Annotated in this window: 1 pseudogene; it reads left to right on the forward strand. The window is 46.5% G+C overall.

The annotated features are described in order from the left end of the window. A pseudogene (locus R7O13_RS28660) lies at nucleotides 1-607 on the forward strand (deoxyribodipyrimidine photolyase); the annotation flags it as partial.

The following is a 607-nucleotide window of genomic DNA, read 5'->3' on the forward strand; positions in this document are numbered from 1 at the left end:
TATGCCATTCAATATTTGGGTGTCACTCATCTTTATGCCGACGCAATGGCTGGCTCGGATGAACAGAGCATATTGCACAAGCTGCAAGATGAATACCCACACCTTGTCATTGTTCAGCACTCTGTACGCAGTTTGTTCGACGAAAGCAAGCTGCCGTTTACGTTGCCTGATCTACCTGAGACTTTTACTCAGTTTAGAAAGTGCGTTGAAGGGATAGACATCGCCCACCCAATAGATGCGCCGAGCTACCTACCGCCAATGCCAAAAGGCGCTCAACTGCCAACTTTATCCTCTTTTTACTTTGATGAGTCTGCGCTGTTTTCTGGCGGAGAATGGAGTGGTCTTGCGCATTGTCGGCGTTACTTTTCTTCTGGTTTGGCAAGCTCATATAAAGAGACCCGCAACGGACTCGACGGGATGGCGTATTCCACCAAATTTTCACCTTGGCTTGCGCTTGGTTGTGTGTCGCCAAGAATGATTTATGCCATGCTCAAACAGTATGAACAAGCCCAAGGGGCGAATGATTCGACTTACTGGATTTACTTTGAATTGTTGTGGCGTGAATATTTTTATTGGTACGCAAGGTGTTATCAACAAAGGCTGTTTC

Source organism: Vibrio sp. Y176, assembly GCF_033438945.1.